At 52.2% G+C, this 5,945-nt stretch carries 5 protein-coding genes; 2 read left to right on the plus strand and 3 right to left on the minus strand.

What is annotated here, in order from left to right; genetic code table 11:
* Positions 1–124 precede the first annotated feature (124 nt).
* From OB13_RS12155 to OB13_RS12165, 3 genes are all read right to left on the minus strand, one after another.
* Entirely contained in the window at positions 125–2,533 is a 2,409-nt protein-coding gene (locus OB13_RS12155; RefSeq protein ID WP_461490438.1) for a DUF5686 and carboxypeptidase-like regulatory domain-containing protein, read from the minus strand.
* Between the two features lie 81 nt (positions 2,534–2,614).
* Positions 2,615–3,523, minus strand: a complete 909-nt coding sequence (locus OB13_RS12160; protein ID WP_461490439.1) for a phosphatase PAP2 family protein — start codon at positions 3,521–3,523, stop codon at positions 2,615–2,617.
* Positions 3,524–3,613: 90 nt separating this feature from the next.
* Positions 3,614–4,819, minus strand: coding sequence for an NADH-quinone oxidoreductase subunit D (locus OB13_RS12165; protein WP_461490440.1), 1,206 nt, complete (start codon positions 4,817–4,819; stop codon positions 3,614–3,616).
* A 262-nt stretch (positions 4,820–5,081) separates the two neighbouring features.
* Between OB13_RS12165 and OB13_RS12170 the strand changes: the two genes are divergently transcribed.
* Positions 5,082–5,450 carry a hypothetical protein gene (locus OB13_RS12170; RefSeq protein WP_461490441.1) on the plus strand — a complete coding sequence of 123 codons (369 nt, stop codon included), beginning with the start codon at positions 5,082–5,084 and terminating at the stop codon, positions 5,448–5,450.
* 124 nt (positions 5,451–5,574) lie between these two features.
* Positions 5,575–5,945, plus strand: a 371-nt coding sequence (locus OB13_RS12175) for a GNAT family N-acetyltransferase (protein WP_461490442.1), incomplete at its 3' end; no start/stop codon positions are given.

Here is a 5,945-nt window from a genome sequence, read left to right on the forward strand (position 1 = left end):
GGACGATGCCCCGCGGCTTAGAGCGCTCCAAAGCTGAGACGAAGCAGTAGGTATAAGAGCAATGGAAAGGTGCTTGCTACGCCAGCAGAAGACAATATGTATTCACCTAAATCAAAACTCTTCCCTAAAACGCCAGCGTCGCCGTCAGCTTAAACTTCAGGTTATCTTTCTCCCGTGGCAAAGCATAGGGGCCGTAGCGGTAGAAAACACCAACACCTATACCTGAGAAGGCAGAGCTGATGAGGTTGTTGAGCAACAGCCCGGACTCAAAGAAGCCTTTGCGCATGTTGTCGTACTGCAATGGGAGCAGATCAGGTATAGCCTGTTTGAGGTCGCCGATGCCCATGTTGTGGAGGAGCACCAGGTTGGGCTGGAAGAATTTGGTGCGAAGCAGGCGTTTGCCCAGGTCCTGCCGCAGGAACAGGGCGGTATAGCGGTCGGAGAAAAACTCATAAGGACGCATTGTCTCAAATCCTTCTCCCGCATACACATTGTAAGAGGAACTGTAGCTGCCGTAGCTATTGTAAAGGCTTACGAAAGGAGCGTCGCCCTCTACAAAACCTCCCGCCAGCGTGATAGTGGTTTCGCCCAGGCTGCGCTGCCGGAATGTTCCTTCTGCCCGCAGATCAAGCTTGTTGTAGGTATAGCCATCACTGTTCAGGCCATCGAGGCCCTGGGTATACTGCAGCCACAGCACCGGGTAAGGAGTGGCCATAGGCATGGTCTGGTTGAAGAGCTGCATGTACTGCTCGCCATAAGCAAAGCGCATACCTACTGTTCCTTCAGAGATGTTGTATTCCGGAAGCTGTAGCTCGGGGGTAGAGCGTGGCAAGGTAGGCCGGTGCTGCTCGTGGCGGATCCCTGTCTGAACCTGCACATAACGGAGCATGCGGCCAGAGAGGGCAATGCTGCTGTGAGTAACGTAATTCAGGTGGGGCAGCAGGGCGGGGCGTAGCTCCTTCAGCAGGCTCTGTTGTTTGAAGGGCATCCGACGGCCTCCCGGCTCCTGTACATCCTCCGAATAGGCCGCGGAAAGGCTGAGCTCCGAAGGCTTGTACAGTACGAGCGCGGCATCAGCGCCATACTTGTGTTCCTCATCCCGCAGGCCATAGCCCCAGTAGCCACCGATTGTAAACCGTTCCGAAAGCAGTGCATTGGTATGGGCACCTACGCCCAGTCGTACCCCTTCAAAGCGGCTCACACGCAGCAGGCGGTTCAGGTCGAGGCTGATCGGGCCAACGGGTACCTGTTTCGAGATGAGGTACTCCATGGTGCGGATGGTCCGGTCCAGCTTTTGCACTTTGCCTACACTATCCAGTTGGGTATACGTCCGCTGCTCCATAGCGGTGAGCGTGTCAGCGCGGTACTGCTCCCATAGGATTTCGGGCTGGCGGTTGGCATCCGGTTTCTGTTCCAGGGCAATGATACCAAAGTCGCTTTTGCGCAGCTTGGGGTTCAGGTTCACGTGGGTGATGTAGGTGCGGATATGCCCGTACGGCTGATGACCCCGCATGTAGATCTGCTGCACCGTGATCTCCACATCCAGCTCAGAGGGAAACCACTGGCGGTTGTCCACTTTTACAAACTGCTGTTGCAGCTTGAGCCCCCGTTTCTCGTCTGCCGGAGACTCGGCGATCACGTTCTGCACGGCCCAGCCGTCGCTGTTGATGTAGAGCAGGCCCTTGAGCCCGTCAAAGTTTTTGCCGGGCTGCGGCGCATAGGAGATGATGAAAACGGTATCCCGGCCAACGACTGAGGTTTCCTGGAGCACAAAGGTATACCTCCTGGTACTGCCATTGCTCAGCGGACTGAGGTAGCGCTTGCCAAAGAAAACCGGCATGTCATCATACACCGAAAACTCACGTGCTTCGGCAGCTACCACACCAAAGCTCGGCTGCTGCAGCCCCGACACACGGGTGGCAAGTATCGTTTCTTTGGAAAAGCCCGGGCTCAGGTGGGCATACTCCGTGATGCTTTCCATCAGGAAGAGGTGCTGTTTGGCTAGCAGGTTGCGCATGCGCAGGTAGGCAGAGTCCTGCGGCGAGAGGCTGAGCGTATCGCTCAAGTCCAGCTGTTGGGCATCGGTAGCGGTGAGTATAAATTTGTTGTAGGTGCGGTAGGTATAGGCCGGGATATTTTCGGTGCGGTGGCGCTCCCGGTTCTGGTTAGCCAGCCGGATGATGCGGTGTGCCGGATTTATACTGGATTGGATCACCACCTCCTGCAGCTGAGCCGGCGCAGGGTATAAGGCTACGTTGAGCAAGGAAACCGAATCAGGGGCAAAAGTCTGTGGGGCATAGCCCACATAGCTGAAGCGCAGGCTGGTGATCGGGCGACTGTGCCGGAGCTGGTACTGGCCTTCCAGGTTGGTGGTAGTGCCCGCCTCTCCTCCGTTCACCACAATACTCACAAAGGGCAACTTCTCCCGGGTATTGGCATCGCGCACCGTGCCCTGCACAGCATATACCTGTGCCGAGACAATGGCGGCATGCAGGCAGAAGTATAACAGCAGCAGAAGGCGGTATGGGAACATCTGGTAAAGATATAAAAAAGAATTGGCGCCCTTCCTGTAACCGGAAAGGCGCCAACTTATATCTTACAAAACATCAAACAGTTAGAACGTGACCGAGAGGCCCATACCTGGTTGCCCCGTTGGCAGTACCACAGGCACCACCATGGTGTTGAGGCCTTTGTTTTGGAATAGCTTGTCATGCAGCCAGTATACCGTGTTCACAGACAGGATACCTACGCCGGCTCCGGCCAGCACATCGGCCATCCAGTGCGCATTGTTCATCATGCGCATGACACCGGTGGCACTGGCTATGGTATAGCTGCCCACACTTATCCAGGGGCTCTTGTGCCGGAATTCTTTATCTACGATGGTCGCGATGGTGAAAGCGTAAGCTGTATGGCCCGACGGGAAAGCATAGTTTTCGCCATTGGGGCGGTCGATGTTGGTGAACTTCTTGGCAGGCCATACGATCGCAGAGGTAAGGGCTCCGGAGGCCAGCAAAAGGGCTGTCTGTCTTCCTATATCGTGCCGGTTCTGTGACGAGAAGGCATTGAAGCCATACATGTAGGCTATCGGCAGAAAGAAAATATAGTCGTCTACTTTCGTACTGAAGTTGGGAATATTCTTCTGCCTGAAATCACGGGCGTCGTGGCTGCTGTAAAGACCATTGCCCTGTATGGTATAGATACCTGCTCCGATCAGAGCGGCGGCAGGTATAACAGCCCGCTTCAGAAAACGCTTGTTGCTGCCTTCGCGTAGCTGCGCCTCTGTAAAAGGCTTTTTCTGACCCGGGAGAACGGTATCGGCAGGTAAGGCAGTAAGTGACCGGATCGTATCGCGCAGCTCAAAAGCCGGCGCACGGGCAGGTATAAGTTGAGAAGTAGCAGGTATAGCAGTGGTGTCAGAGAAGGCAGGCTGCAAAATGTGCTGCTCCTGCACCTGTGCCAGAACGGGGTTTACCAGTACACTCAGCCACAGCAGGTGGACTGTCAGGAATTTCGATAGTTTCAAGACTTAAGGAGGCTGTTAGATGAAAGATTTCTTAGTAAAACCCTTACTTACAAAAAATCGTGCCCTTGCTGCACTAGTTTTTGCTGTTGCTTACCTGTCCAGTTCGCCCAAAACGATATCGACAGAGCCTACAATAGCGATCAGGTCAGCTACCATACAGCCTTTGGAGATCTCGTGCAGCACCGACAGATTGGAGAAGCAGGGGGAGCGGCCATGGCAGCGGAAAGGCACATCGCTGCGGTCGGTGGTCCGGAAGAAATAACCCAGCTCGCCGCGTGGGGTTTCGGCCCGGAAGTAGAGCTCCTGCGTGCCGGTCATACGCATTTTCTTGGGGCAGGCCGCCTGCGGGTCAAAGTCCGGGGTGCGCTTGTGCTCACCGAGCAGCTTGTCCAGGCACTGGCTGATGATCTTCACTGACTCACGGCACTCCAGCGCGCGCACATAGTTGCGGTCCCAGCAATCGCCGGTGCTGCCCATGGTGCCTTCTCCGATCGGAACAGCAAACTCCAGCTCAGGGTATACGCTGTAGCCATCTACCCGGCGCAGGTCGTGCCGCAGCCCGGAGCCGCGCAGCATAGGGCCGGAGCAGCCATAGTTAATGGCCACATCCATCGGCAGAATGCCTACGTTGGCTGTACGGTCGATAAAGATCTTGTTTGTCAGGAGAATCGTGTCCAGTTCGTCCAGCTTCGGCTGCAGGTAGGTAATAAACTCCCGGCAACGCTCCTCAAAGCCGATAGGCAGGTCGTAATACAGACCTCCCACCCAGATGTAGTTGTAGAGCATGCGCGCACCGCTGGTCCACTCCAGCAGGCGCTGGATGTGTTCCCGGTCGCGGAGCAGCCACAGAAAAGGCGTAAAAGCTCCGATGTCGATGGCGTAGGTACCTATGGCCAGAAAGTGCGATGCAATGCGGTTTAGCTCTGCTACCAGCACCCGGATGTACTCCACCCGTTTGGGTATCTGGTTGGTGATGCCCAACAGCTTCTCTACGCCCATACACCACACATGCTCGGAGTTCATGGCCGCCAGGTAATCCATGCGGTCTACGTAGGGGATGGTCTGGTTGTAGGCCATACTTTCGGCGTGCTTCTCGAAGCAGCGGTGCAGGTAGCCCACGTGCGGGGAAACGTCCGTAATGATCTCTCCATCGGTCACGACCTCCAGGCGTAGTACGCCGTGTGTGCTTGGATGCTGGGGGCCCATGTTCACGATCATCTCGCCTGCCTGCAGGGTATCCAGGCTGAACTTGTTCGGCTCCGACTGCAGCAGGTAGTTTTTGTAGAGAGTGGACACGGAGTGAGTTAGGGTTTTAAAGTTAAGAGTTGCCTCTTCTGCAAAGTTCGTAAAAATGGGGGAATTATACAGCGTTTGTTAAGGAAGCCAGGTCACGTGATTTGTGGCAGTTTTATAGCCAATAAATGCTATATTACCTTCTTGTTATATAGTATATTCGCTAGTCCAGTTACGGTTATCTGTTAAAAGTGACAAAAAAGCGTATGTTTATTCCGTTTAGCCGGTAGTTGGCAGTAAGCTGATTTAAGAAGCAATCTCATAAATGGATGAAAAATTAAATTCTCTTGAACATGCAATTCTGTCTGAGATTGAAAAGTCTCATAGAGAAACATACCCATTTTTGAAGGAGCAAATGCTGGATTTGAAAGTCAGCTCTCGTGAATTTACTGGTGTAGGTGTGTATGTTCACTTCTCTCATAAGGGACAGAAGCGGCAGGAGAATAATATTTCAAAAGAAAAAACTTATTTAGGTGTAAGTAAAAGCATCTACATTGACACACTTGATTTCCCAATTTCTTTCGAATTAAATTTAAGTGAAGAAGGAGTTTTAGAGTTTTTAGAAATTGTTTCTAATGATGATAAAACTTGGAATGGAGAGTTCAACTCTTTGACAATTACAGAAGAAGAATAAGAAACCCTTCTGCCAACAAGGCACAGGCTTCATACTTGGCTACGCCTTGTTCGCAGCCTGTACTAACCGTTAGCAGCCATTTTAAAAACGAACCAACAAATCATCACCTACAGAAATCCAGATAATGGAAAAATTAAATATTCAAACCGAACGGCTTACAATTCGGCACATCGATTTAGCAGACCTTTCTGACTTTCATCTATATCGCTCAAACCCTGACATTACAAAATACCAAGGTTTCGATGTAATGACAATTGAGCAAGCTCAGGAGTTTATTCAGGACAATTCTACAAAGCATTTTGGGAAAGCTGGAGAATGGGTACAATATGGCATTGAAAATAGGGAGACACGCCAACTTGTTGGCGATTGTGCCATCAAACTCGATTCCTATGATCCAAGAATTGCAGAAATTGGTATTACTATTTCCCACCTTGAACAGAAAAAGGGCTATGCGAAAGAAGTGATGCTTGGTGTTTTGAGTTTTCTTTTTGACAA

Source organism: Pontibacter sp. HJ8 (assembly GCF_054824225.1).

Bases quoted from the DNA above. Each gene is read 5' to 3' on its own strand.
- OB13_RS12155 (WP_461490438.1), bottom strand. From the start codon at position 2,533: ATGTTCCCATACCGCCTTCTGCTGCTGTTATACTTCTGCCTGCATGCC.
- OB13_RS12170 (WP_461490441.1), top strand. From the start codon at position 5,082: ATGGATGAAAAATTAAATTCTCTTGAACATGCAATTCTGTCTGAGATT.